Here is a 24,512-nt window from a genome sequence, read left to right on the forward strand (position 1 = left end):
GATCAGCGCCGGGCGGGGCGGTCGGTCTCCCCGCCGGCCCGTGCGATCGCCTTGCGCATCAGCGTCGGCAGGGCCTGATCCTCGATGGTTTCGGGCTTGGCCCACCAGCCGTCGCCCGTCGGAGCGGTTTCGGCCACGACCGCATGCCAGACCTCCAGCGTCAGGTCGAAATGGGTGAAACCGTGCGCGACCTCGCCCATCAGCCTCCAGTTCGCCGGAAAGGGCGCTGAATCCTCGCCCGTCGCGCCGTCGGTCCGTGCGCTCCATCCGGTGGAGGGCGGCTCGGCCATGCCGCCGAGCATGCCGGAGGGCGGGCGCTGCCGCAGCCAGACCGCGCCGTCGCCCTTGCGCTCGGCGACGAAGACCGCACCGATCCGCGAGGGCTTGGCCCGCTTGGCCGCCTTCTTCGGAAACTCGGTCTGCCGGCCTTCGGCGCGCGCCGTGCAGGGCGCGGCGATGGGGCAGATCACGCAGGCCGGGCTCTTGGGCGTGCAGACGGTCGCGCCAAGATCCATCAAGCCTTGCGCGAAGTCGCCCGGCCGGTCGGCCGGCGTCATGGCGTCGACATGGTCGCGGATCAGCGGCCGGGCGCCCGGAAGCGGCGCCTCGATGGCGTGGAGCCGCGTGGTCACCCGTTCGATGTTACCGTCCACGACCGCGATCCGTTCGCCGAAGGCGATCGCGGCGATGGCCGCGCAGGTGTAATCGCCGATGCCGGGCAGGGTCTTCAGTCCGGCCGCCGTTGGCGGAAAGCGTCCGCCGTGCTCGGCGACGACGGCCCGGGCGCAGGCGAGAAGGTTGCGGGCGCGGGCGTAGTAGCCGAGACCCGCCCAGGCGCCCATGACCTCCGCATCCTCGGCCGCGGCCAGGGCCTCGACGGTCGGCCAGCGGGTCGTGAAACGATGGAAATAGTCGCGCACGGCCGCGACCGTCGTCTGCTGCAGCATGATCTCCGACAGCCAGACCCTGTAAGGGTCGGGCCGCACGCCGGCGGCGATGTCGGCGGGAGACGTGCGCCAGGGCAGGCTGCGCGCATGCCGGTCGTACCATGCGAGGAGAGGCGAGGCGACGGCGAGCTGAGGGTTCAACGCGGACGACCGTTCGCCGACGCGGCGCGCTCGGCGTCCTTGCGCAGGAAGTAGCAAAAGAAGCCGAAACCGCCCGAGACGAGCATGAAGGATTCGCCGATGGCCAGCCGCACGTTCGAGTTTGTGACGAGGGTGAGCGCGAAGAAGAGGATCCCGCCCACGGCGAGCGCGAAGACCGCATTGCCGATGATGCCCTCCCGGCGCGCCGCGGCCGCCTGCCAGAGCGTCCATCCCGCTCCGAAGGCGTAGAAGGCGAGGCCGACGATCCCGTAGCGGACCGCGATCTCCAGATAGCCGTTGTGGATCAGGTTCGCGTAGCGATGGCTGTAGGGCGCCGCGGCCCACAGATCGATCCATTCGGTGCCCGAACCGAGGACGATCGACTGCCGCCAGACCTCGAGCGCGTTGACCCAGAGAGCGAGGCGCTGGTCGAAGGTGGACGGCACGTAGCCCGCGGCCATCGCGTCCTCGAAGGCGCCGATCAGGTCGCCCTGGCTCGCGACCTGCGACCCGATCGCCAGGGCCGCGTCCACATTGGGCAGAAGTTCGTGCGCGATCTGGTCGGCGAAGAAGAAGCCGAACAGGAGGGCGCAGGCGCTGGACCCGATGAGGACCGGAACGAGCCGCCGCCCGCCGCCGGCGACGGCGAGGAAGGTGACGAGCATCGCCGGAAGGCTCAACCCGAGGGCCAGCCAGACACCCTTCGACCGCGCGCCGAGGATTCCGAGAAGCGCCAGGGCGATCGTCGCGGTGGCGAGGATCGCGATCGCCGCGCGCAGACGGCGGGGTTCGTCGGGCGCGTCGAGAAGGTGCAGGAGGAGGGCGGACATGGCCAGCACGATCAGCCCGCCCCCGATCGAGGCGTGGATCGTGTTCGCATGGAAGAGGAAATGCGCACGCTCGCCGGCGAAGATCGCCGCCGGATCGAGGCTGAGGAGGAGCGCCGCAAGGCTCGCCACGACGAACGCGGCGGTCAGCATGCGGAACTCGGACCGGTGAAGATAGAAGGCGTAGCCGAGCGTCGGCAGGACGAGGGCCAGGAGATAGATGCCCTCCGCCGAGCCGCGGAAGGGATCGCCGTGATCGAGCATGCCGAGGGCGAGCCGCAGGCCGACGTGAAGGCCCCAAAGCGCGCACAGGAAGCCCATCGGGCCGATCGAGGGGCGGTCTTCACGCAGATAATAGGCGACGATGCCCTGCAGCAGCAGGAAGGGCAGGCAGTATCGATAGAGGTCGGACTCCACGAACACGGCGGAGACCAGACCGAAGAGAAGGACGGTGTTCGGCCAGTGGATGGCGCGGACGAGGGCTTCGAAGGCGGACCTCATCGCAGCGCGTACCTGGCGCGGCGCGCATAGTCGCCCGCCCGGAAGGCCGCCGTCGGAAGGCGGAGAAGCGGATTGGGCTTGGACCGGGCGTAGGCGTCCTCGCCCTTGCCCGGAACGATGGTCGAGGGCAGCCCCTCGGACCGGAAATGGACGCCGGACCAGCGCATGGTGAAGATCGTCGCCTTCATCGCCCAGCCGCGCTCGAAGGCGACGTCGTAGGGCAGGCGCATCGTTCCCAGCTCGGCGCGAAGCCGAAGCGCGCCCTCGCGCGTCACCGCGTAACAGGCCGCCGAAGCCTGCGGCCCGTGGATGCAGCGGCCGAACTCGGTCTCTCCCTGCCCGCCATGCCGCACGAAGCCCTTCACGCGGTGGTTGGTAAGCTTGAGCATGTCGAGATCGGGACGCTCGGCCACGATCGAACGCACCTTCTCCACGATGTGCCGCCCGAGCGTCACGTCGTCCTCGCAGATGAGAGCGATGTCGTCACCGGATCGGATGACCGTATCGAGCGCGTCGAGGTGGCTGCGGTAGCAGCCGTACTCTCCCGGCAGGATCAGGCGGCCGTGCAGGAGGCGGAAGGCGCGGTGATCGACGTCGATCCAGGCCTCGCGCGCGACGGCCTTCCCGTCCACGCCGGGGACCCGCTCGATGTCGAGGCCATGCTCCGCCGCGTCGCGCTCGATCCACGCCCAGCGTTCGGGCGAGCGGTCGAGATTGATCACGTAGAAGCGCAACGGCCGTCTCCAACTGCCTGATACCGCTGCAGCTTCGCCGAACTTCGTCCAGGCCGGACTTCGGACGCGCCGCGATGCCGGCAGCCTGTCGGCGCTGGGGTTCCAGGAGGCGCTTGATACGAGCCCCGACCTCGTTCATCAAGAGCATGAGGAACCCCTCGCGAGAACGTCACTTTCCACGCAACGTCGCGACAGGCCCCGTGACCGCCCACGATTCCCGCCCACGCCGGTCGTCCGTCCGCCCGCTCGCCGATCTCGTATCCGGGCTCGTGGACCCGATCCTCGCCAGGAAGGCGGGCATGTCGAGCGCGCTCGTCTCGTCCTGGCCGGAGATCGCCGGGCCGCGTCTGGCCGAGGGCACGCGGCCGGAGAAGCTGATCTGGTCGGGACAGCGCAGCGATCTCGACCCGTTCGAGCCGGCGACGCTGGTCGTCGCCTGCGAGGGCGCTTTCGCGCTCCGCCTCCAGCACGAGGCCGGCGAGCTCCTGCAGCGGATCGACGTCTTCTTCGGCTACCACGCGGTCGGACGGCTGAAGATCGTCCAGCGTGCGGCCGCGCCGGCTCCTCCGTCGCGCAAACCCGCGCTCGGGGAACTGGGACCGCCGGACCGCAAGGTCATCGGGGAGGCGACCGCGCGGATCGAGAGCCCGCGGCTGAAGGCGGCGCTGGAGCGCTTCGGAGAAGGCGTGCTCGCGCGCAACAAGGCGACGCGGGGTTGAAGGCGTCGTTCAGGCACGGTTCAAGCGCCTGACGCTCTATTCGCGGCGCGCGACCTTGGAATGCCCGATTTGCAAGCCTAAAGCAGTGCGCAGCGGCCCGATCGTCCGATCGGCCGCCGGCCGAACCCAAGAAGGGGGACTTGAGATGAACATCCTGAAGACCGAAGCCGCCAAGTCCGAGGCCCTCATGCGCCACGCCCGCCGCGCCTCCGTCATGGTCGCGAGCGCCGCGATCCTCGGCCTCGCGATCAGCGCGGACGAAGGCGACGTGCGCCTCGTCGGCATCGCGCAGGCACAGGAGGCCGCGCCGACCGGGGACGGGGCCTCCGCGCCCGCCGCCGAGCGCCGCACCGACCCGTCCGCCGCGACCGCTCCGCAGTCGCAGGGCAGCGTCGACGTCGAAGCGCTGATGGCCGAGGGCGCGCTGCCCGACGTCGTGCTCGGCGATCCGGACGCGCCGGTGACGATCGTCGAGTATGCGTCGCTCACCTGCCCGCACTGCGCGACCTTCCACAATTCCGCGCTGCCGGACATCAAGGCCGACTACGTGGACACCGGGATCGCCAAGGTGATCCTGCGCGAATTCCCATTCGACCCCGCCGCGCTGGCCGGCTTCATGCTGGCGCGCTGCGTTCCGGAAGAGCGGCGCGAGCCGATGATCTCCGTCCTGTTCCAGCAGCAGCAGAGCTGGGCGCGGGCCGAGAACGTCTCGGCGGCGCTGCTTTCGATCGCCCGCATGTCCGGCATGAGCCAGGAGGAGTTCGTCTCCTGCCTGGAGAACACCGAGCTGCAGGGCCAGGTCGCCGCGGTGCGCGAGCGCGGCGAGTCGGAGTTCGGCGTCCAGGCGACGCCCACCTTCTTCATCAACGGCGACCGCTACTCCGGCGCGATGACGGCCGACCAGATGGCGGCGGTGATCGAGAGCCACCGCTGACCCGGATTGGCTCACGGCCGTCGTGCGTTAGAATGACGGTCATGCGGGCGCCTTGGCCCGGCAGAGGGGGCGTCCGGCGAATCGATGGCTAAGAGGGTCTTCACCTTCGAGAGAGGCGCGGCCGATCGGCCCGCCGACGCTGCGGAGGCGCTCGGGCTCAAGGGCGCCAACCTCGCCATGCTCGCCCAGCTCGACCTGCCGGTTCCGCCGGGCTTCACCGTGTCGACGACAGGGTGGCGCGAATGCGCCGCCTCGAACGGCAAGCTCTCCCAGAGCCTGCGCTCCGAGCTCCTGACGGCCGTCGAATGGCTGGAGAAGGCGACGGGCCGGACCTTCGACGGCAAGTCCCGGCCGCTGCTCCTCGCGCTGCGGACCGGCGCGCGGCTTCGCATGCCCGGACTGGCGGAGACCGTCCTCGACCTCGGAATGAACGACCGGACGGTCGAGACGTTGGCCGGCGAACTGGGCGACGCCTCCTTCGCCTTCCGCAGCTATCGCCGCTTCATCGAAAGCTTCTCCACCCTCGTCTACAAGGTGCCGGAGGGCGGGTTCGAGGAGATCGCGGACGAGGAGCGCGCCAGCGCCGACTGGGGCGCGGACGAGCCCTGCACCGTGCAGGGCTGGCGGGGCCTGATCGCGCGCTATCACGCCTTTCTGGAAAGCGAGTACGGCGTCGCTCTGCCGCAGACGCCGTTCGAGCAGCTCGTGCTGGCGATCGAAGGCGCGTTCGAGAGCTGGCGCAGCCCCGTCGCCCGCGCCTTCCGCGTGCTGCACGGCATTTCGGAGAATGCCGGGCTCGCAGTCACCGCGCACGCGATGATCTTCAACGAGAAGGACCATGATTCGGGCACGGGCCGGGCCGTCTCGCGCGACATGACGACGGGCCGCGCCGGCCTGACAGGCCAGTTCGCCCTGCGCGGCCGCGCCGAAGGTGCCGAGATCGGCGAGCGCGGAACGCTTCTCGACCTCTCGGGCGAGGACTCGACCAAGTTCCCGGGCGATCTGAAGGCGCTCGCGGACCACGTCCGCCGGATCGAGGAGGCGATGGGCGACGCCTGCGAGGTCGACTTCATGGTCGGCGACGGCGAGCTCTTCCTGCTGGAAAGCCGGTTGGCCCGGCGCGGCGTGGCGGAGGCCATCCGGATCGCGGTGGACATGGTCCGCTCCGGCCTGATCGACGAGCGCGAGGCGCTTCTGCGCATCGATCCGACGCTTCTCGACGACCTCCTGCATCCGACAATCGAACGGGGCGGCGCGGTCGAGATCCTGGCGCGGGGGCTGCCGGCGTCTCCCGGCGCGGCCACGGGCGAGATCGTCTTCTCGGCGGAGGCGGCCCTGGCGCTCGCGGCCGAAGGACGGCGCACGATCCTGGTGCGCACGGAGACGCTCCCCGACGACATCCACGGCATGCACGTCACCGAGGGCGTCGTGACCATTCGCGGCGGCACGACCAGCCATGCGGCGGTGGTCGCGCGCGGCATCGGCAAGCCCTGCGTGACGGGCGCGGGCACGCTGCGCATCCAGGCCGACGCGGAGACGCTGACGGCCGCCGGCCGCGTCCTTCATGCCGGGGACCAGATCACCATCGACGGCACGACCGGCGACATCATCTTCGGCGCGATGAAGCTGACGCGCCCCATGCTCTCGGGCGATTTCGCGACGCTGATGGAGTTCGCGGACCGGGCGCGCCGCATGGGCGTGCGCACCAATGCCGAAACGCCGGCCGAGGTGCGCTCGGCCCGTGCCTTCGGGGCCGAAGGAATCGGCCTTTGCCGCACCGAGCACATGTTCTTCGAGGGCGAGCGCATCGGCGTGATGCGCGAGATGATCCTGGCCGGAAACGAGGAGGGGCGCCGCGAGGCGCTCGCCAAGCTCCTGCCGATGCAGCGCTCCGATTTCATCGAGCTCTTCGAGATCATGGCGGGCATGCCGGTCACGATCCGCCTTCTCGACCCGCCGCTTCACGAATTTCTGCCCAAGGGGGCGGGGGAGATCGCCGAGACCGCCGAGGCGCTGGGGATCGCCGGCGAGATCCTGGCGGAGCGGATCGAGGGCCTCCAGGAATTCAATCCGATGCTCGGCCATCGCGGCTGCCGGCTCGCCATCTCCTATCCCGAGATCGTCGAGACGCAGGCCCGCGCGATCTTCGAAGCCGCCATCGAGGCGGGCGAGAAGACCGGTGCGGACGTCGTGCCCGAGATCATGGTTCCGCTCGTCGGCCTGCGCAAGGAACTGGACTTCCTGCGCACCCAGATCGAGGCGGTCGCCGAACTCGTGGCGCTCGAGCGCGGACGCACGATCTCCTACAAGGTCGGAGCGATGATGGAGCTGCCGCGCGCCATCGTGCGGGCGGACACGATCGCCGAGATCGCAGACTTCCTGTCCTTCGGCACCAACGACCTGACCCAGATGGTCTACGGGATCTCGCGCGACGACGCGGCGAATTTCCTGTCGACCTACGAGCGCGTCGGGATCATCGACCGCGATCCGTTCCAGTCGGTGGACGTGGAGGGCGTGGGCGAGCTCATCGGGCTCGGCGTGGACAAGGCGCGGCGCACGAGCCCGCACATCACCCTCGGCATCTGCGGCGAGCAGGGCGGCGATCCGACCTCCATCGCCTTCTTCGAGCAGGTCGGGCTCGACTACGTATCCTGCTCGCCCTTCCGTGTTCCGATCGCACGGCTCGCGGCGGCACAGGCGACCATCCGCGCCGACCGCACCTTGCGGAGCGTTTCGGGCGCCAAGGGCCGCGGGCGTGGCTGACGGCGCGATCGCAAGCATGTACGGTCGGCCCCTCGAGGAATGCGGCGAGCGGGACGGACGACGGGCTTGAGCGGACATTACATCCGAAAGCGGACGTGGCTGGGCACCTATTCCTGGGCGCTGGCGAGCTTCGCGGCGATGCTGCTCGTCGTCGCGATCCTCTTCCTGCGCCTCGATGTCCTCGATCTGCGCGGCTTCTCCTTCTCCGTCGCCTTCGTGGCGGCCCTGGTCGTGCTCGCGCTTCTCATGGCGCTCTGGGGAATCGCGAAGGCCTGGAGACGCGGCGACAAGGGCGGCGGCCGGGCCGTCGCGGCCCTGTTCCTCGCCAGCCTCATCGCCGTGCCATTCGCCTTCGGGATCGCGCTCGCGCTCGAATACCCGACATCGTCCATGGCGCAGACGGACGGCATCGAGCCTGCGTCGGCAGGGCTGGCGCCGGCCGCCGAGCCCGGGTCGACGAGCATCCTTCTGGGGCGCGATTTCCGGGCGACCGCCGCCGACATCTACAGTGCCGCCCGCGCGACGATCGAAGCGAGCGGCTGGGAGGTCGTCGAGGTGCAGGCGAGCCAGATGCCGCGGCCTGCCGAAGGCGATCTCGGCGTCTCCGGGACGGTGATCGTGCCGATTCCGCGCTTCCGCGACGCTCTGACCGAAGACGGGGCGGAGGCCGTCGATCCCTTCGCGGCCAGCGATTCGGACGAATATCTCATCACGGCCGTCGCCTTCGCGCCCGTGCTCGGCTTTGCGAGCGACGTGACGATCCGCATCGCGGAAGTCGACGGCACGAGCTACGTCGACATGCGCTCAGTGTCGCGCGACCTGCCGCGCGACCTCGGTCAGAACCGCCGCTTCATCGAGGGCTTCTTCACCCGGCTGGACGCCGCGGTGACGCTCCTGCAGAGCGGCCCGGAAGCCGCCGAGAGCTGAGGCTCAGAGACGGCGGAAGCGGGCGTCGATCGTCGGCGGTCTGTCGCAGGCGACCTGTCCGTCCTCGACCAGCCCTTCCAGATGCGCCAGGACCGAAAGGCCGGCGGCGCCGTGAAGGCGAGGATCGGTCTTGCGATAGATCGCGGCGACGATCTGCTGCACCGTCTCGTCCCCGTCCGACAGGCGCTCGAGGATGGCGGCCTCGCGCATCAGGCGGTGGGTCTTGAGGCCTCGAAGCAGCGGCTGCGGCGACGCGATGGGCCCGCCGTGGCCTGAGAAGTAGAGGCCCTCCGAGCGCCCCATCAGCTTGTCCAGCGATCGCATGTAGTCGCGCATCGACCCTTCGGGCGGGGCGACGATGGTGGTCGACCAGCCCATGACGTGATCGCCGGAGAAGAGGACGCCCCGTTCAGGAAGCGCGAAGGCCATGTGGTTGGCCGCATGTCCCGGCGTCGCGATCGCCTCGAAGGTTCCGGCCTCGAACGCGAGGGTCTCTCCGTCCGAAACGGCCCTGTCGGGGCGGAACGTCATGTCGCCCGCGCCCTCCAGCCCGTTCGTCTCGCCGAAATGGAGGAGGCGTGCGGCGCGGTGCGGCCCCTCGGCCAGAACCGGCGCGCTGAGCGCCGCCTTCAGCCGGGCGGTGAGGCCCGTATGGTCGAGATGGGTGTGCGTGACGAGGATCGCCTCGACCGGACGCCCGCCGATCGCCCGCAGCAGCGCTTCCAGATGACGGTCGTCGTCAGGACCCGGGTCGACGAGGACGAGCGCCCGCGTCCCCACGAGGTAGCTGTTGGTGCCGTAGAAGGTGAAGGGACCGGAATTGTCGGCGGTGATCCGAACGATGCCGGGCGCCACCTCGATCGCCTCGCCGGGCCGCGCGTCGAAGCTTGTGTCGAGAGGGATGCTCATGCGCTCTTCCGAAGCGCGCGCGGCGCCATTCTGTCAAGGCTTCGCGTCGCCCGCGACGATGCGAGGGAGGCGCGGAACGCGACATCGGCCGCGCCGGCGGGGGAGGGCCGCCTTCGCTCGCTTGCGTCCACTTTGGGAAGAGTCTAATCCTCGCCGCGGAACGATCGGGCCGGCGCGCCCGGTTGCCGCATTGATCAGCGGGCGGAAGGACTTACCTTTCGTTCAACGGAATCGAATAGCACGAGAAGCCGCGCTGCCCGGAAACGGGAGGGCGCTTCGCGGCGCTTGCGGGATCGGAACGACCTTAAGTGAACGAGCTTCTCGCCTCCTATCTGCCCATCGTCATCTTCGTCGGCGTCGCGCTGTTCATCGGCATCGCGCTGCTCGTCTCGCCGTTCCTCCTGGCCTACAAGGCGCCGGACGACGAGAAGCTCTCGGCCTACGAGTGCGGCTTCAACGCCTTCGACGATTCGCGCATGAAGTTCGACGTCCGGTTCTATCTGGTCGCGATCCTCTTCATCATCTTCGACCTCGAGGTCGCGTTCCTCTTCCCCTGGGCGGCGGCCTTCGGCCCCCTCGGCTGGGCCGGCACCCTCTCGATGACCGTGTTTCTCGCCGTCCTGACGGTCGGCTTCATCTACGAATGGAAGAAGGGAGCGCTCGAATGGGATTGATCGACCCCACCCCGAGCCTTCGCGACCGCTCCGAACTCGTCGCGCCGGCGCAGGACCCGTTCGTCGCGGGCGTGGACAACGAGCTCGCCGACAAGGGCTTTCTGGTCACCTCGACCGAGGATCTGATCCAGTGGGCGCGCACCGGCTCGCTCATGTGGATGACCTTCGGCCTGGCTTGCTGCGCCGTCGAGATGATGCAGATGTCGATGCCGCGCTACGACGCCGAGCGCTTCGGCTTCGCGCCGCGCGCCTCTCCGCGCCAGTCGGACGTGATGATCGTCGCGGGCACGCTCACGAACAAGATGGCTCCGGCGCTGCGTAAGGTCTACGACCAGATGCCGGAGCCGCGCTACGTCATCTCCATGGGCTCCTGCGCCAATGGCGGCGGCTACTACCACTACAGCTACTCGGTCGTGCGCGGCTGCGACCGGGTCGTACCGGTCGATATCTACGTTCCGGGCTGCCCGCCGACCGCCGAAGCGCTGCTCTACGGCGTCCTGCTTCTCCAGAAGAAGATCCGGCGCACGGGCACGATCGAGCGGTGAACATGATGAGCGAAGCGCTGACCGAACTCTCCACCTATCTGCGCGAGGGCGCGATCGGAGCCAGGATCGCGGACGCGTCCATCGCCTTCGGCGAGCTGACGCTGACCGTCGCGCCGTCCGACATCGTCGCGGTGATGACCTATCTGCGCGACGACGCGAACTGCCAGTTCAAGAACTTCGTCGATCTGTGCGGGGTGGATTATCCCGAGCGCGAAGAGCGGTTCGAGATCGTCACCCATCTTCTCTCGCCGCGCATGAACCAGCGCATCCGCGTCAAGATGTCGACCCACGAGGACAATCCGGTCCCCTCGATCCACGGCGTCTTCCCGGCCGCCGACTGGTTCGAGCGCGAGGCCTACGACCTCTACGGCATCCTCTTCACCGGGCATCCGGACCTGCGGCGCATCCTCACGGACTACGGTTTCGAGGGGCATCCGCTGCGCAAGGACTTCCCGCTCACGGGCTTCGTCGAGGTCCATTACGACGAGCATCTGAAGCGCGTCGTCTACGAGCCGGTGGAGCTTCGCCAGGAGTTCCGCAACTTCGACTTCCTGTCGCCCTGGGAGGGGACGGACTACGTCCTGCCTGGCGACGAGAAGGCCAAGGCGAACTGAGGGCCGCGGCGATGGGCGAGACGCTGAGCGGCAGATGCCTGTGCGGAGCGACAAGGTTCACCGCCCGTCCGCTCAAGGATCATGCCGACGCGTGCCATTGCGGCATGTGCCGGCGCTGGGCCGGTGGCCCCTATGTCGGGGTCGAAGTGGCGGACCTGAGCTTTGCCGACGGCGCGCCGCTCCTCGTCTACCGCTCTTCGGAATGGGCCGAGCGCGTCTCCTGCGGCACCTGCGGGGGAGGGCTGGCCTGGCGCATGGCGAACGGCTCGATGGCGAACGTTCCGCTCTCCGTGTTCGAGCCGCCGCTGGACCTGCCGCTGACGCACGAAATCTACATCGACGAGAAGCCGTCCGGTTACGCCTTCGCCGGCAACACGCACAAGATGACCGGAGCGGAAGTAGAAGCCGCATTCGCCGGCAAGGAAGCCTGACATGGCCGAGATCGACGTCCGCAACTTCAACATCAATTTCGGGCCGCAACATCCTGCGGCGCATGGCGTTCTGCGTCTCGTCCTCGAGCTGGACGGCGAGAATGTCGAGCGGGTCGATCCCCATATCGGCCTTCTGCATCGCGGCACCGAGAAGCTGATCGAGCAGAAGACCTATCTGCAGGCGATCCCCTATTTCGACCGTCTCGACTACGTCGCGCCGATGAACCAGGAGCACGCCTTCTGCCTCGCGATCGAGAAGCTGGCGGGCGTCGAGGTGCCGATCCGCGGCCAGCTCATCCGCGTTCTCTATTCCGAGATCGGCCGGATCCTCTCCCATCTGCTGAACGTCACCACGCAGGCGATGGACGTCGGCGCCCTCACGCCCCCGCTCTGGGGCTTCGAGGAGCGCGAGAAGCTGATGGTCTTCTACGAGCGTGCCTCGGGCGCCCGTCTGCATGCGGCCTATTTCCGCCCCGGCGGCGTCCATCAGGACATGACCGCCGACCTCGTGGACGACATCGGCGAGTGGTGCGACCCGTTCCTCAAGGCCGTCGACGACATCGACGAGCTCCTGACGGAGAACCGCATCTTCAAGCAGCGCAACGTCGATATCGGCGTGGTCGGCATCGACGATTGCTGGGCGCTGGGCTTCTCGGGCGTCATGGTGCGCGGTTCGGGCGCGGCGTGGGACCTTCGCAAGTCGCAGCCCTACGAGTGCTACGACCAGATGCAGTTCGACATTCCGATCGGCAAGAACGGCGACTGCTACGACCGCTACCTCATCCGCATGGAGGAGATGCGCCAGTCGACCGCCATCATGAAGCAGTGCATCGAGCGGCTGGCCGGCACCGAGCGGGTCGGTCCGGTTTCGGCGCGCGAGGGCAAGGTCGTGCCGCCGAAGCGTGGCGAGATGAAGCGTTCGATGGAAGCGCTCATCCATCACTTCAAGCTCTACACCGAGGGCTTTCGCGTTCCCGAGGGCGAGGTCTACACGGCCGTCGAGGCGCCGAAGGGCGAGTTCGGCGTCTACGTCGTCTCCGACGGCACCAACAAGCCCTATCGCTGCAAGATCAAGGCGCCGGGCTTCGCCCATCTCCAGGCGATGGATTTCCTGTGCAAGGACCACATGCTGGCGGACGTCTCGGCGATCCTCGGCTCCTGCGACATCGTGTTCGGCGAGGTCGATCGGTAGGGCTTTTGGTCCTATATTGACGCCATGACCGCCGAGCCCGCCCTCAGACAGGACATGACCGCGGACGAGTTCTTCGCCTGGGCGGAATCGGTCGAGGCGAGCGGGCGGTACGAACTCGTGGGCGGGCACCCCGTGCTGATGCAGTCCGAGCGGGTGAGCCACGCGGAGCGCAAGCTCTCTGCGACCATCGCCCTGCGGAACGCCCTGAAGGCCGCCGGCCTCGACCATTGCCGCGCCTTCATCGACGGCGTCAGCATCAGGGTTGACGACCGGACGGTCCGTGAACCGGACGCGCTCGTTCATTGCGGGCCTTATGACGGGGAGAGGCTGTTCGCGCCGAACCCGGTGGTCGTGGTCGAGGTCGTTTCGCCATCGAGCATGCGGACCGATCTGGAGCGCAAGCTTGTCGACTATTTCGCCGTACCCTCGGTGCTTCATTACCTGATCGTGCTCGCCGAGGATGGGCGGGTGCTTCACCATCGGCGCCGTTCGGGCGACGATGTGATCGAGACCATGATCCTCGGCCGCGAGGCCGTGATCGACCTCTCTCCGCCCGGTTTTTCCGTGACGGTCGAGGACCTTCTCACCGCCTGACGCCGAAGCATGGCCTGCCATGCGCAAACGGTGGTCCGGCGCTCTAGCGTTTTGAGGCGCCTATGTTAGAACGCGCCGCAACAGCGAACGTTTGAACCGTTCTGAATTGAGGTCCGATGTCCGTCCGACGTCTTGCCGACGAAGCCGTTCAGCCCACCAGCTTCGCCTTTACCGCAGAGAACGACAACTGGGCGGCGAAGCTGATCGGGCGTTACCCGACCGGCCGCCAGCAGTCCGCGGTGATTCCCCTTCTCATGCGAGCGCAGGAGCAGGACGGCTGGGTCACGCGCGCGGCCATCGAGCATGTGGCCGACCGGCTCGCCATGCCGCTGATCCGCGTTCTGGAGGTCGCGACCTTCTACACCCAGTTCCAGCTGAAGCCCGTCGGCACCAAGGCGCATATCCAGGTCTGCGGCACCACGCCCTGCATGCTGCGGGGCGCCGAGGCGCTGAAGGACGTCTGCCGCTCCAAGATCCATCGCGAGCAGCAGCATCTGAACGAATCCGGCACACTCTCCTGGGAGGAGGTCGAGTGCCTCGGCGCCTGCGTCAATGCGCCGATGGTCATGGTGTTCAAGGACACCTACGAGGACCTGACGCCTGAGCGGCTGGCCGAGATCATCGACGCTTTCGAGCGCGGCGAGGCGGTGAAGCCCGGCCCGCAGATCGACCGTCACCTGTCGGTTCCGGTCGGCGGCCTGACGACGCTGACCTCCTTCGAGGATGACGAGGATATCGGCGAGCGGGACGCGACGTCCGCGGCCGGTTCCGGCGCCGCTCGGGGCAGGGGAACGGATGCCGCGTCCCCGGCGCCTTCGCAGGCGGCGCGGGTCGATACGCATGCGGCGGAGACGGACCCGTCGATCAAGTCGCCCGCCGACAAGGTCGGCGCCGACGTCGATCCTGCGGTCGAAGAGGCGGCGAGCGCTGATCCGGACGCGGGAGCCGGTCCGGGCGCCGGTCGCGCGGGCGGAACGCGCCAGGGTGCGACGGACGCGGCCGAAAAGGAGGCGCAGGCCGAGGATGCGACGGTCGGCGACGCCGCCGCGCGCAAGGCGCGCGCCTCGGGTGCCGAACTGCCGAGCGAGGAAGGCGCGGCCGAGGATGCGGTGGTCGCCGACAAGTTCCAGCCGGAGGACGGCGGCGGCGCGCAGAAGCGGCGCAGCGCCAGGACGGCCGGAGCGAGCGGCCGTGCGGAAGGCGCGCGGACCGCGACCGAGGACACCGGAACGGCCGATCCGACGGCCGCTGCGCCCGTCGGGCGGCGCAAGTCGACGAAGAAGACTGACGAGCCCGACGGCTCGCAGGGCGCGTAAGGTCAGACCATGCTGCAGGATCAGGACCGGATCTTCACCAACATCTACGGCCTTCGGGACAAGAGCCTGAAGGGCGCGATGAAGCGCGGCCATTTCGACGGAACGGCCGACATCATCGGCAAGGGCCGCGACTGGATCATCAACGAGATGAAGGCTTCCGGCCTTCGCGGCCGTGGCGGCGCGGGCTTCCCGACCGGCCTCAAATGGTCCTTCATGCCGAAGGAGGTGGGCGAGCGCCCGCACTACCTCGTCGTGAACGCGGACGAATCGGAGCCGGGCACCTGCAAGGATCGCGAGATCCTGCGCAACGACCCCTTCACGCTGATCGAGGGCTGCATCATCGCGAGCTTCGCGATGGGCGCGCACGCCGCCTACATCTACGTGCGCGGTGAGTATGTCCGCGAACGCGAGGCGCTGCAGCGCGCCATCGACGAATGCTACGACGCCGGGCTGCTGGGCCGCGACAACAAGTGCGGCTGGGACATGGACGTCTACGTCCATCACGGTGCCGGCGCCTATATCTGCGGCGAGGAGACCGCGCTTCTCGAAAGCCTCGAGGGCAAGAAGGGGCAGCCGCGCCTGAAGCCGCCTTTTCCGGCCAATATGGGCCTCTACGGCTGCCCGACGACGGTCAACAACGTCGAGTCGATCGCGGTCGCGCCGACCATCCTGCGTCGCGGCGGCGCCTGGTTCGCCGGCTTCGGACGCCAGAACAACACCGGCACCAAGCTCTTCTCGATCTCCGGCCACGTGAACCGGCCGTGCACGGTCGAGGAGGCGATGTCGATCCCGTTCCGCGAGCTGATCGACCGCCATTGCGGCGGCGTCCGCGGCGGCTACGACAATCTCCTGGCGGTCATTCCGGGCGGTTCGTCCTGCCCGCTCGTTCCGGGCGAGTCGATCATCGACCAGCCGATGGATTTCGACGGCATGCGCGAGATCCAGTCCTCCTTCGGGACGGCCGCCGTCATCGTGATGGACAAGTCCACCGACGTCGTGAAGGCGATCGCGCGGCTGGCCTATTTCTACAAGCACGAGAGCTGCGGCCAGTGCACGCCGTGCCGCGAGGGCACCGGCTGGATGTGGCGCGTGATGGAGCGCATGGTCGTCGGCAACGCGCAGAAGCGCGAGATCGACGTGCTGCTCGACGTGACCAAGCAGGTCGAGGGCCACACGATCTGCGCGCTCGGCGACGCGGCGGCCTGGCCGATCCAGGGCCTCGTGCGCCATTTCCGCAAGGAGATCGAGCGCCGCATCGACGAGTTCTCGCGCAATGCGGACGCCGACCGGCGCCCGGCCGTTCTCGAAGCGGCGGAGTAGGGCGATGAGCGAAGACCGCACCAGCCTGATCGGCCGCGAGCTGGCGACCCTCAATAAGAAGTTCGACGATTGGCAGAAGAAGACCGCGACCGGCCTCGGTCTCGCGTCCTATGCCAACATCCGCAACACAGCGATCGAAGCCGAGCTCGAAGCCCTGAAGCGTCGCGGTGGCGCGCTTGAGGGCTCGCTCGGAACGGCGGGACACTGACGACCATGGCGAAGATCAAAGTCGACGGCACCGAGATCGAGGTTCCGGACCACTACACGCTGCTGCAGGCCGCCGAGGAAGCCGGCGCGGAGATCCCGCGCTTCTGCTTCCACGAGCGCCTGTCGATCGCCGGCAATTGCCGCATGTGCCTGATCGAGGTGAAGGGTGGCCCGCCCAAGCCGGCCGCGTCCTGCGCCATGGGCGTGCGCGACCTGCGTCCCGGCCCGAACGGGGAGGCGCCGGAAATCTTCACCAACACGCCGATGGTGAAGAAGGCGCGCGAGGGGGTGATGGAGTTCCTCCTCATCAACCATCCGCTGGACTGCCCGATCTGCGACCAGGGCGGCGAGTGCGACCTGCAGGACCAGGCGATGGCCTACGGCGTCTCCGGCTCGCGCTACACCGAGAACAAGCGGGCGGTCGAAGACAAGTATATCGGCCCGCTCGTCAAGACGATCATGACGCGCTGCATCCACTGCACGCGCTGCGTCCGCTTCACGACCGAGGTCGCCGGTATCTCCGAACTCGGCCTCACCGGCCGCGGCGAGGACGCCGAGATCACGACCTATCTCGAACATGCGATGACCTCCGAGCTCCAGGGCAACGTCATCGACCTCTGCCCGGTCGGCGCGCTCACTTCGCGGCCCTACGCCTTCCAGGCGCGGCCGTGGGAGCTGACGAAGACTGAGACGGTGGACGTGATGGATGCGGTCGGCTCGGCCATCCGCGTCGATACGCGCGGCCGAGAGGTCATGCGCATCCTGCCGCGCACCAACGACGCGGTGAACGAGGAGTGGATCTCCGACAAGACCCGCTTCGTCTGGGACGGCCTGCGCACGCAGCGTCTCGACCGGCCCTATGTGCGCCGCGACGGCCGCCTGCAGCCGGCGAGCTGGGGCGAGGCCTTCGAGGCGATCAAGGCGAAGGCGGCCGGTCTCGACGGCTCGCGCATCGGCGCGATCGCGGGCGATCTGGCGGCCGTGGAAGACATGTGGGCGCTCAAGCGTCTTCTCGGCGAACTCGGCTCGACCAACATGGACTGCCGGCAGGACGGGGCCAGGCTCGACCCCGCGAACGGCCGCGCCTCCTACCTGTTCAACACCACCATCGCCGGCATCGAGCAGGCGGACGCGCTGATCGTCATCGGCGCGAACCCGCGCTTCGAGGCCTCGGTCCTCAACGCCCGCATCCGCAAGCGCTGGCGGATGGGCGGCTTCCCGATCGGCATCATCGGCGAGAACGTCGATCTGCGTTACCCGGCGACCTATCTCGGCGCGGGTCCGCAGACGCTCGGCGACATCGCCGGCGCCTCGTCCGAGTTCCACGAGGCCCTCAAAGGCGCCAAGCGTCCGATGATCATCCTCGGCCAGGGCGCGCTGACCGGCGCGAACGGCGCCGACGTGCTCGCCTCGGTCGCCAAGCTCGCCCGCGAGATCGGCGCGGTCGCCGAGGGCTGGAACGGCTTCAACATCCTCCACACGGCGGCCAGCCGCGTCGGCGGTCTCGACATCGGCTTCGTGCCCGGCGAGGGCGGCAAGACGGCAGCCGAAATGGCCTCGGGCGGCGTCGATCTTCTCTTCAATCTCGGCGCGGACGAGATCGAGGTCGGGGCAGGAGGCTTCGTCGTCTATATCGGCACGCACGGGGACAAGGGCGCGCACCGCGCCGACGTCATCCTGCCGGGCGCCGCCTACACCGAGAAGTCGGGCACCTGGGTCAATCTGGAAGGACGCGTCCAGACCGGCTCGCGCGCCGGCTTCCCTCCGGGCGAGGCCCGCGAGGACTGGGCGATCATCCGCGCGCTCTCGGCCGTCCTCGGCAAGGCGCTGCCCTTCGATTCTCTCGCCGCGCTTCGCCGCGAGATCTATTCCGCCGTCCCGCACATGCTGGCGCAGGGGGTCACGCCCGCCGATGCGAGCGCGATCGGCACGCTGGCGGACCGGGCCGGTTCGCTGTCCGGCGAGGGCTTCCGGTCCTCGGTCGGCGACTTCTACCTGACCAACCCCATTGCCCGGGCTTCGAAGGTGATGGCGGAGTGCTCGCGTCTGGCGCGGGCCGAACATCTCGAAGCGGCCGAGTAGGGGCGGACGGGACCGATGGACTTCTTCTCGCTCTATGTCTGGCCGGCGCTGATCATCCTGGGACAGTCGCTTCTGTTCCTGGTGGTTCTGCTCGTCCTCATCGCCTACATCCTGCTCGCCGACCGCAAGGTCTGGGCGGCGGTGCAGCTTCGCCGCGGCCCGAACGTGGTCGGCCCCTTCGGCCTGTTCCAGTCCTTCGCGGACCTCCTCAAGTTCGTCCTGAAGGAGCCGGTGCTGCCGGCCTCGGCCGACAAGCCGGTCTTCCTGCTCGCGCCGCTCGTCGCGGTGACGCTGGCGCTGGCCACCTTCGCGGTGGTGCCGGTCGCCGACGGCTGGGTGATCGCCGACATCAATATCGGCATCCTCTTCGTCTTCGCGATCGCCTCGCTCGAAGTCTACGGCGTCATCATGGGCGGCTGGGCGTCGAACTCGAAATACGCCTTCCTCGGCGCGCTTCGCTCCGCGGCGCAGATGGTGTCCTACGAGGTCTCGATCGGCTTCGTCATCGTCACGGTCCTGCTCTGCGTCGGGTCGCTGAACCTGTCGGAGATCGTGCTCGCGCAGCAGACCGGTCTCGGGACCATGGTCGGCCTGCCGGGGTCGTTCCTCGACTGGCACTGGCTCGTCCTGTTCCCGATGTTCGTGATCTTCTTCATCTCGGCGCTCGCCGAGACGAACCGGCCGCCCTTCGATCTGCCGGAAGCCGAGTCCGAGCTCGTCGCCGGCTTCATGGTCGAGTACGGCTCGACCCCCTACATGATGTTCATGCTCGGCGAGTACGCGGCCATCACGCTGATGTGCTGCCTGATGACCATCCTGTTCCTGGGCGGGTGGCTGCCGCCCTTCGACTTCGCGCCCTTCACCTGGGTGCCGGGCGTCATCTGGTTCCTGGCGAAGGTCGCCTTCTGCTTCTTCCTCTTCGCCATGGTGAAGGCGTTCGTGCCGCGCTACCGCTACGACCAGCTGATGCGTCTCGGCTGGAAGGTGTTCCTGCCGATCTCGCTGGCCGCCGTCATCATCGTCGCCTTCATCCTTCAGGCCACCGGCTGGGGCGGCGCGTTCGCGTGACGCCCGCTCGCCCCCGCCTCAAGACGAACCGAGACCGCTCATGAGCGCCATCGCCCAGTCCATCCGTTCGCTGTTCCTGATCGAGTTCGTGAAGGCCTTCGGGCTGTCCATGCGCTACTTCTTCAAGCCGAAGGCGACGCTGAACTATCCGTTCGAGAAGGGGCCGGTCTCCCCGCGCTTCCGCGGCGAGCATGCGCTGCGCCGCTATCCGAACGGGGAGGAGCGCTGCATCGCGTGCAAGCTGTGCGAGGCGATCTGCCCCGCGCAGGCGATCACGATCGAGGCCGGTCCGCGCCGCAACGACGGCACCCGCCGCACGGTGCGCTACGACATCGACATGGTGAAGTGCATCTATTGCGGCTTCTGCCAGGAAGCCTGCCCGGTCGATGCGATCGTGGAAGGCCCGAATTTCGAATTCTCGACCGAGACGCGCGAAGAGCTCTACTACGACAAGGAAAAGCTGCTCGCGAACGGCGACCGTTGGGAGCGGGAAATCGCGCGCAACATTGCGCTCGACGCGCCCTACCGCTAATCGGCAGCGGACGCCTCAGCAGGCGGTCCGCTCCGACATCGAACTGAACTGAAGGCGCTGCCGGGGTCCGCCGCAGCGCCGCTAGCCGCACGGGACCGAAGGGAGCCCTCGATGCTGGGCCTTCAGGCATTCTTCTTCTACGTCTTCGCGCTGATCACGGTCGGGTCGGCGCTGATGGTCGTCATCGCGAGCAATCCGGTTCATTCGGTGCTCTTCCTGATTCTCACCTTCGTCGCCTCGGCGGGGCTCTTCCTCCTGACGGGAGCGGAGTTCCTCGCGCTGATCCTGATCGTGGTCTATGTCGGCGCGGTCGCGATCCTTTTCCTCTTCGTCGTCATGATGATCGACCTCGACGTCGGCCAGCTGAAGCGGCAGAGCGTGGAATACGCGCCGATCGGCGCGGTGATCGCGGGCGTGCTCCTGCTTCAGCTCGTCATCGCGGTGACGGGCAGCTATTACGAGCCGCAGCTTTCGACGGGCACGGTCATGCCGATTCCGCCTCTGGAGCTGGTCTCCAACATCGAGGCGCTCGGCCTCGTGATCTACACGCGCTACGTCTTCTTCTTCCAGATGGCCGGGCTGATCCTGTTCGTCGCCATGATCGGCGCGATCGTCCTGACGCTGCGCCACAAGGAAGGGCTCAAGCGCCAGAACATCACCGCCCAGGTGAACCGCACCAAGGCGACCGCGATCGAGGTCGTGAAGGTCGAGAGCGGGAAGGGGATCTGACGATGGAAGTCGGGCTCGGACACTACCTCACCATCGGCGCGATCCTCTTCGTGACGGGCGTCTTCGGCATCTTCATGCGCCGGCGCAACATCATCACGATCCTGATGTCGGTCGAGCTCATCCTGCTCGCGGTGAACATCAACCTCGTCGCCTTCTCCTTCTTCCTGAACGACCTCGCCGGTCAGGTCTTCGCGCTGTTCATCCTCACGGTGGCGGCGGCGGAGGCGGCGATCGGTCTTGCGATCCTCGTCGTCTTCTTCCGCAACCGCGGCTCGATCGCGGTCGACGACGTCAATGCGATGAGAGGCTGAGAGCGCTCTTCCGATGTATCAGCTGATCGTCCTCCTTCCGCTTCTGGGCTTCATCGTCGCGGGTCTCTTCGGCCCCTCGATCGGCCACAAGGCGTCCGAATACGTCACGTCTGGCCTGTTGATCGTCTCGGCGGTCCTGTCCTGGATCGCCTTCATCACCTTCGGGTGGGGGAGGCGGAGGTGCTGCGCGTGCAGCTCCTGCCGTTCCTCCAGTCCGGCGATCTCGTCGCGCCCTGGATGCTGCGCATCGACCGGCTGACGCTCGTCATGCTCGTCGTCGTCAACTCGGTGTCGGCGCTCGTCCACGTCTACTCGATCGGCTACATGCACCACGACCCGTCGCGGTCGCGCTTCTTCGCCTATCTGTCGCTCTTCACCTTCGCCATGCTGATGCTGGTGACGGCCGACAACCTCGTGCAGATGTTCTTCGGCTGGGAGGGCGTGGGTCTCGCCTCCTATCTCCTGATCGGCTTCTGGTACCAGAAGCCGTCGGCCAACGCGGCCGCGATGAAGGCCTTCGTCGTCAACCGCGTCGGCGACTTCGGCTTCCTCCTCGGCATCTTCGGCCTGTTCGCGCTGTTCGGCGCGGTCGAGTTCGACCAGATCTTCGCGGCCTCCACCGCCGTCTTCGAGGGCGGCGAGGAGGCGGCGTCCCAGATCGTCTTCGAGTTCGCCGGCTACGGCCTGACGACCGGCGCCGCTCTGACGGTCATCTGCCTGCTCCTCTTCATGGGCGCGATGGGCAAGTCGGCGCAGCTTGGCCTGCACACCTGGCTGCCGGACGCGATGGAAGGCCCGACGCCGGTCTCCGCGCTGATCCACGCAGCGACCATGGTCACCGCCGGCGTCTTTATGCTGGCGCGCATGTCGCCGGTGTTCGAAACGTCGATGACGGCTCTGACCGTCGTCACCTTCGTCGGCGCGACGACGGCGTTCTTCGCCGCGACGGTCGGCCTCGTGCAGAACGACATCAAGCGCGTCATCGCCTATTCCACGTGCTCGCAGCTCGGCTACATGTTCGTGGCGCTCGGCGTCGGCGCCTATTCGGCGGCGATCTTCCATCTCTTCACGCACGCCTTCTTCAAGGCGCTTCTGTTCCTCGGTGCCGGCTCGGTGATCCACGCCGTCTCCGACGAGCAGGACATGCGCAACATGGGGGGGCTGCGCAAGCACATCCCGAAGACCTACTGGATGATGGTGATCGGCACGCTGGCGCTGACGGGCTTCCCCTTCACGGCGGGCTACTATTCCAAGGACGTGATCATCGAGAGCGCGTTCGCGGGGCACAACGCCTTCGCCATGTATGGCTACATCATGCTGGTGGCGGCCGCCGCGCTGACGAGCTTCTACTCCTGGCGCCTGATCTTCATGACCTTCCACGGCAAGCCGCGCGCGAGCCACGAGGTGATGCACCACATCCACGAGTCGCCGAACGTCATGCTGGTGCCGCTGTATCTGCTGGGCGTCGGCGCGCTTCTCGGGGGCTTCGTCTTCTACTCCTACTTCATGGGCTACGAGCCCGAGGCCTGGTGGGGCACGGCGCTCTTCTACGGCCCGGAGAACCATATCCTGCACGAGTACCACGAGGTGCCCGCGCTGGTGGTCTGGTCGCCGACGATCGCGATGGTGATCGGCTTCGTCTCCGCCTACCATTTCTACATCCGCCGCCCGAACACCGCGCCGCAGGGCATGGCTGCGCGCAATCCGGGGCTCTACAAGTTCCTGCTCAACAAGTGGTACTTCGACGAGCTGTACGACTTCCTGTTCGTGCGCCCGTCCAAGCGCCTCGGCCGCTTCCTCTGGAAGCAGGGCGACGGGCAGGTGATCGACCGGCTGGGGCCGGACGGCATCTCGGCGCGCGTCTCGGACGTCGCGGCGAAGGTGGTGACGCTGCAGACCGGCTATCTCTACCACTACGCCTTCGTGATGCTCATCGGCGTCGCGGCCCTCGTCACCTTCATGATGTTCGGAGGCTGAGCGTATGGGCTGGCCGATTCTATCGACCGTCACCTTCCTGCCGCTCGTCGGCGCTCTGATCATCCTGTTCATCCGGGACGACAACGAGCTGGCCAGGAAGAACGTCTTCAACGTCGCGCTCCTGACGAGCGTCTTCACCTTCGTCCTCTCGCTCGGAATCTGGATCGGCTTCGACAATTCGCAGTCGGGCTTCCAGATGGTCGAGTATGTCGAGTGGCTGCCGGGCGGCATCGCCTATCACATGGGCGTCGACGGCATCTCGATGCTGTTCGTCATCCTGACGACCTTCCTCCTGCCGATCTGCATCCTCGCCTCCAAGGAGGCGATCACGGTCCGCACGAAGGAGTACATGATCGCCTTCCTCGTGCTGGAAACGCTCGTCATCGGCGTCTTCTGCGCGCTGGACATCGTGCTCTTCTACGTCTTCTTCGAAGGCTCGCTGATCCCGATGTTCCTGATCATCGGCGTCTGGGGCGGCAAGCGGCGCGTCTACGCGAGCTACAAGTTCTTCCTCTACACCTTCCTCGGCTCGGTCCTGATGCTCGTCGCCATCATGGCGATGTACTGGACCGCGGGCACGACCTCGATCCCGCAGCTCCTGGCCACCGACTTCCCGGCCTCGATGCAGACCTGGCTGTGGCTCGCCTTCTTCGCCTCCTTCGCGGTGAAGATGCCGATGTGGCCGGTCCACACCTGGCTGCCGGACGCGCACGTCGAGGCGCCGACGGCGGGCTCGGTGATCCTCGCCGGCATCCTCCTGAAGCTCGGCGGCTACGGCTTCATCCGCTTCTCGCTGCCGATGTTCCCGCTGGCCTCCGACCAGTTCGCGCCGCTCGTCTTCGCGCTGTCCGTCATCGCCATCGTCTACACCTCGCTGGTGGCGCTGATGCAGGAGGACATCAAGAAGCTGATCGCCTACTCCTCCGTCGCGCACATGGGCTTCGTGACCATGGGCATCTTCGCGGCCAACGAGCAGGGCCTGCAGGGCGCGATCTTCCAGATGCTCAGCCACGGGCTCATCTCCGGCGCGCTGTTCCTCTGCGTCGGCGTCGTCTACGACCGCATGCACACCCGCGAGATCGCCGCCTATGGCGGCCTCGTCCACCGCATGCCGGCCTATGCGGCGATGATGCTGCTCTTCACCATGGCCAATGTCGGCCTGCCGGGCACGTCCGGCTTCGTCGGCGAGTTCATGACGCTGCTCGGCGCCTTCCGGGTGAACACCTGGGTCGCCATCATCGCGACGACCGGCGTCATCCTCTCGGCGGCCTACGCGCTGTGGCTCTATCGCCGCGTCGTTCTCGGCCCGCTGGAGAAGGAGAGCCTGAAGGGCATCCTCGACCTGACGCGGCGCGAGAAGGTGCTGCTCTATCCGCTGGCGGTCCTGGTGGTCTTCTACGGCGTCTATCCGATGCCCGTCTTCAACGTCACCGCCGTGTCGGTCGACAACATCCTGTCCGGCTACACGGCGGCGCTCGAAGCGGCCTCCGCGGTGGCCGAGGCTGAGTAAAGGGACAG

The 24,512-nt window shown here is 67.6% G+C and carries 23 protein-coding genes and 1 pseudogene; 20 read left to right on the plus strand and 4 right to left on the minus strand.

The features are described from left to right. Positions 1-2: 2 nt before the first annotated feature. Genes mutY through AC6R2M_RS06175 form a run of 3 tightly spaced genes read right to left on the minus strand, consistent with a single transcriptional unit; the run spans position 3 to position 3,150 of the window. On the minus strand, positions 3-1,088 hold the full coding sequence (gene mutY / locus AC6R2M_RS06165) for an A/G-specific adenine glycosylase (protein WP_500486514.1): 1,086 nt from the start codon (positions 1,086-1,088) through the stop codon (positions 3-5). Then, positions 1,085-2,416: an O-antigen ligase family protein gene (locus AC6R2M_RS06170; protein WP_500486516.1), complete on the minus strand. Its 1,332-nt coding sequence runs from the start codon at positions 2,414-2,416 to the stop codon at positions 1,085-1,087. The genes mutY and AC6R2M_RS06170 overlap by 4 nt, the downstream gene beginning before the upstream one ends. Beyond that, entirely contained in the window at positions 2,413-3,150 is a 738-nt protein-coding gene (locus AC6R2M_RS06175; RefSeq protein WP_500486518.1) for a glycosyltransferase family 25 protein, read from the minus strand. The genes AC6R2M_RS06170 and AC6R2M_RS06175 overlap by 4 nt, the downstream gene beginning before the upstream one ends. 200 nt (positions 3,151-3,350) lie before the next feature. Here AC6R2M_RS06175 and AC6R2M_RS06180 point away from each other — a divergent pair, with 200 nt between their 5' ends. The 4 genes from AC6R2M_RS06180 (at position 3,351) to AC6R2M_RS06195 (ending at position 8,493) form a co-directional block, all read left to right on the plus strand. Then, the gene (locus AC6R2M_RS06180) at positions 3,351-3,869 is read left to right on the plus strand and encodes a DUF721 domain-containing protein (protein WP_500486520.1); all 519 of its coding nucleotides are present in this window, start codon (positions 3,351-3,353) and stop codon (positions 3,867-3,869) included. A 145-nt stretch (positions 3,870-4,014) separates the two neighbouring features. Further along, complete coding sequence (locus tag AC6R2M_RS06185; protein WP_500486522.1) at positions 4,015-4,803, plus strand: DsbA family protein; 789 nt, start codon at positions 4,015-4,017, stop codon at positions 4,801-4,803. An 84-nt stretch (positions 4,804-4,887) separates the two neighbouring features. Further along, positions 4,888-7,566, plus strand: a complete 2,679-nt coding sequence (gene ppdK, locus AC6R2M_RS06190) for a pyruvate, phosphate dikinase (RefSeq protein WP_500486524.1) — start codon at positions 4,888-4,890, stop codon at positions 7,564-7,566. Positions 7,567-7,632: 66 nt separating this feature from the next. Beyond that, positions 7,633-8,493 carry a DUF1499 domain-containing protein gene (locus AC6R2M_RS06195; RefSeq protein ID WP_500486526.1) on the plus strand — a complete coding sequence of 287 codons (861 nt, stop codon included), beginning with the start codon at positions 7,633-7,635 and terminating at the stop codon, positions 8,491-8,493. A gap of 3 nt (positions 8,494-8,496) precedes the next feature. On the opposite strand, the gene AC6R2M_RS06200 is transcribed toward AC6R2M_RS06195, so the two are convergent. Continuing rightward, positions 8,497-9,402 carry an MBL fold metallo-hydrolase gene (locus AC6R2M_RS06200; RefSeq protein ID WP_500486528.1) on the minus strand — a complete coding sequence of 302 codons (906 nt, stop codon included), beginning with the start codon at positions 9,400-9,402 and terminating at the stop codon, positions 8,497-8,499. Positions 9,403-9,710: 308 nt separating this feature from the next. Here AC6R2M_RS06200 and AC6R2M_RS06205 point away from each other — a divergent pair, with 308 nt between their 5' ends. The 16 genes and pseudogenes from AC6R2M_RS06205 to AC6R2M_RS06280 all read left to right on the plus strand — a co-directional run bounded on the left by AC6R2M_RS06205 (position 9,711) and on the right by AC6R2M_RS06280 (position 24,504). After that, positions 9,711-10,076, plus strand: coding sequence for an NADH-quinone oxidoreductase subunit A (locus AC6R2M_RS06205; protein WP_500486530.1), 366 nt, complete (start codon positions 9,711-9,713; stop codon positions 10,074-10,076). Then, the gene (locus AC6R2M_RS06210) at positions 10,067-10,621 is read left to right on the plus strand and encodes a NuoB/complex I 20 kDa subunit family protein (RefSeq protein ID WP_500486532.1); all 555 of its coding nucleotides are present in this window, start codon (positions 10,067-10,069) and stop codon (positions 10,619-10,621) included. Before AC6R2M_RS06205 ends, AC6R2M_RS06210 begins: the two co-directional genes overlap by 10 nt. 5 nt (positions 10,622-10,626) lie before the next feature. Further along, positions 10,627-11,235, plus strand: a complete 609-nt coding sequence (locus AC6R2M_RS06215) for an NADH-quinone oxidoreductase subunit C (protein WP_500487509.1) — start codon at positions 10,627-10,629, stop codon at positions 11,233-11,235. 11 nt (positions 11,236-11,246) lie between these two features. Then, complete coding sequence (locus AC6R2M_RS06220) at positions 11,247-11,666, plus strand: GFA family protein (RefSeq protein ID WP_500486534.1); 420 nt, start codon at positions 11,247-11,249, stop codon at positions 11,664-11,666. Position 11,667: 1 nt separating this feature from the next. Then, a complete protein-coding gene (locus tag AC6R2M_RS06225; protein WP_500486536.1) occupies positions 11,668-12,858 on the plus strand; it encodes an NADH-quinone oxidoreductase subunit D in 1,191 nt (396 codons plus the stop codon). Positions 12,859-12,912: 54 nt separating this feature from the next. Continuing rightward, positions 12,913-13,452: a Uma2 family endonuclease gene (locus tag AC6R2M_RS06230; RefSeq protein WP_500486538.1), complete on the plus strand. Its 540-nt coding sequence runs from the start codon at positions 12,913-12,915 to the stop codon at positions 13,450-13,452. Between the two features lie 116 nt (positions 13,453-13,568). Then, positions 13,569-14,768 (plus strand): NADH-quinone oxidoreductase subunit NuoE, encoded by a 1,200-nt coding sequence (gene nuoE / locus AC6R2M_RS06235; protein WP_500486540.1) that lies wholly within the window; start codon positions 13,569-13,571, stop codon positions 14,766-14,768. Between the two features lie 9 nt (positions 14,769-14,777). Further along, entirely contained in the window at positions 14,778-16,088 is a 1,311-nt protein-coding gene (gene nuoF, locus AC6R2M_RS06240) for an NADH-quinone oxidoreductase subunit NuoF (protein WP_500486542.1), read from the plus strand. Between the two features lie 4 nt (positions 16,089-16,092). After that, the gene (locus tag AC6R2M_RS06245) at positions 16,093-16,296 is read left to right on the plus strand and encodes a hypothetical protein (RefSeq protein ID WP_500486544.1); all 204 of its coding nucleotides are present in this window, start codon (positions 16,093-16,095) and stop codon (positions 16,294-16,296) included. 5 nt (positions 16,297-16,301) lie between these two features. Next, positions 16,302-18,377, plus strand: a complete 2,076-nt coding sequence (gene nuoG, locus AC6R2M_RS06250; RefSeq protein WP_500486546.1) for an NADH-quinone oxidoreductase subunit NuoG — start codon at positions 16,302-16,304, stop codon at positions 18,375-18,377. A gap of 15 nt (positions 18,378-18,392) precedes the next feature. Further along, positions 18,393-19,445 (plus strand): NADH-quinone oxidoreductase subunit NuoH, encoded by a 1,053-nt coding sequence (nuoH, locus tag AC6R2M_RS06255; protein WP_500486548.1) that lies wholly within the window; start codon positions 18,393-18,395, stop codon positions 19,443-19,445. A gap of 40 nt (positions 19,446-19,485) precedes the next feature. Further along, positions 19,486-19,977, plus strand: coding sequence for an NADH-quinone oxidoreductase subunit NuoI (gene nuoI, locus AC6R2M_RS06260; protein ID WP_500486550.1), 492 nt, complete (start codon positions 19,486-19,488; stop codon positions 19,975-19,977). A 111-nt stretch (positions 19,978-20,088) separates the two neighbouring features. Further along, complete coding sequence (locus AC6R2M_RS06265) at positions 20,089-20,706, plus strand: NADH-quinone oxidoreductase subunit J (protein ID WP_500486552.1); 618 nt, start codon at positions 20,089-20,091, stop codon at positions 20,704-20,706. A 2-nt stretch (positions 20,707-20,708) separates the two neighbouring features. Continuing rightward, entirely contained in the window at positions 20,709-21,017 is a 309-nt protein-coding gene (gene nuoK / locus AC6R2M_RS06270) for an NADH-quinone oxidoreductase subunit NuoK (protein ID WP_500486554.1), read from the plus strand. Positions 21,018-21,030: 13 nt separating this feature from the next. Further along, a pseudogene (gene nuoL / locus AC6R2M_RS06275) lies at positions 21,031-22,994 on the plus strand (NADH-quinone oxidoreductase subunit L). A gap of 4 nt (positions 22,995-22,998) precedes the next feature. Continuing rightward, a complete protein-coding gene (locus AC6R2M_RS06280; RefSeq protein WP_500486556.1) occupies positions 22,999-24,504 on the plus strand; it encodes an NADH-quinone oxidoreductase subunit M in 1,506 nt (501 codons plus the stop codon). Positions 24,505-24,512: the final 8 nt, after the last annotated feature.

Source organism: Aureimonas sp. CAS (assembly GCF_059838215.1).

Excerpts from the sequence above, each read along its gene's own strand:
- nuoI (WP_500486550.1), top strand. The coding sequence starts at position 19,486 with ATGAGCGCCATCGCCCAGTCCATCCGTTCGCTGTTCCTGATCGAGTTC.
- ppdK (WP_500486524.1), top strand. The coding sequence starts at position 4,888 with ATGGCTAAGAGGGTCTTCACCTTCGAGAGAGGCGCGGCCGATCGGCCC.
- AC6R2M_RS06185 (WP_500486522.1), top strand. The coding sequence starts at position 4,015 with ATGAACATCCTGAAGACCGAAGCCGCCAAGTCCGAGGCCCTCATGCGC.
- AC6R2M_RS06230 (WP_500486538.1), top strand. The coding sequence starts at position 12,913 with ATGACCGCGGACGAGTTCTTCGCCTGGGCGGAATCGGTCGAGGCGAGC.
- AC6R2M_RS06170 (WP_500486516.1), bottom strand. The coding sequence starts at position 2,416 with ATGAGGTCCGCCTTCGAAGCCCTCGTCCGCGCCATCCACTGGCCGAAC.
- AC6R2M_RS06245 (WP_500486544.1), top strand. The coding sequence starts at position 16,093 with ATGAGCGAAGACCGCACCAGCCTGATCGGCCGCGAGCTGGCGACCCTC.
- AC6R2M_RS06265 (WP_500486552.1), top strand. The coding sequence starts at position 20,089 with ATGCTGGGCCTTCAGGCATTCTTCTTCTACGTCTTCGCGCTGATCACG.
- nuoG (WP_500486546.1), top strand. The coding sequence starts at position 16,302 with ATGGCGAAGATCAAAGTCGACGGCACCGAGATCGAGGTTCCGGACCAC.
- nuoF (WP_500486542.1), top strand. The coding sequence starts at position 14,778 with ATGCTGCAGGATCAGGACCGGATCTTCACCAACATCTACGGCCTTCGG.
- nuoK (WP_500486554.1), top strand. The coding sequence starts at position 20,709 with ATGGAAGTCGGGCTCGGACACTACCTCACCATCGGCGCGATCCTCTTC.
- AC6R2M_RS06280 (WP_500486556.1), top strand. The coding sequence starts at position 22,999 with ATGGGCTGGCCGATTCTATCGACCGTCACCTTCCTGCCGCTCGTCGGC.
- AC6R2M_RS06215 (WP_500487509.1), top strand. The coding sequence starts at position 10,627 with ATGAGCGAAGCGCTGACCGAACTCTCCACCTATCTGCGCGAGGGCGCG.
- nuoH (WP_500486548.1), top strand. The coding sequence starts at position 18,393 with ATGGACTTCTTCTCGCTCTATGTCTGGCCGGCGCTGATCATCCTGGGA.
- AC6R2M_RS06220 (WP_500486534.1), top strand. The coding sequence starts at position 11,247 with ATGGGCGAGACGCTGAGCGGCAGATGCCTGTGCGGAGCGACAAGGTTC.
- AC6R2M_RS06225 (WP_500486536.1), top strand. The coding sequence starts at position 11,668 with ATGGCCGAGATCGACGTCCGCAACTTCAACATCAATTTCGGGCCGCAA.
- nuoE (WP_500486540.1), top strand. The coding sequence starts at position 13,569 with ATGTCCGTCCGACGTCTTGCCGACGAAGCCGTTCAGCCCACCAGCTTC.
- AC6R2M_RS06200 (WP_500486528.1), bottom strand. The coding sequence starts at position 9,402 with ATGAGCATCCCTCTCGACACAAGCTTCGACGCGCGGCCCGGCGAGGCG.
- AC6R2M_RS06210 (WP_500486532.1), top strand. The coding sequence starts at position 10,067 with ATGGGATTGATCGACCCCACCCCGAGCCTTCGCGACCGCTCCGAACTC.